Raw genomic sequence first — 291 nt, forward strand, 5'->3', positions numbered from 1 at the left:
CGAGCTATTACGGCTTTAAAGTTGGCTGCTATCTCTGGCAGGGCTTCCAGCTTTTTACGGTGTGCCTCTGCCGCCTCAAGCGTTAACCACGTTTGCGGATTGTTGATGGTAAACAATCCGTGTTGCTCCACAGCAACGGGCGCTTTCTTTCCGGCTCCCACGGGGGACAGGTACACGCCATAAGAGGCGGTATAATCGGCTTCAAACGGCTTAAAGGCTGTGCTAATATTCATTTGCTGCACCTTGCATTGTTAATGCTCGCGTGTGGTGCTGCACCATGCTCTGTTAAGG

At 51.9% G+C, this 291-nt stretch carries 1 protein-coding gene; it reads right to left on the reverse strand.

Annotated features, from left to right (window positions below):
- Nucleotides 1-233: hypothetical protein (locus tag QP437_RS09940; RefSeq protein ID WP_285267725.1), on the reverse strand; the 233-nt coding region annotated here is incomplete at its 3' end.
- Nucleotides 234-291: the final 58 nt, after the last annotated feature.

This window comes from Haemophilus sp. UMB1048 (assembly GCF_030218125.1).
Classification (GTDB): Bacteria; Pseudomonadota; Gammaproteobacteria; order Enterobacterales; family Pasteurellaceae; genus Haemophilus_D.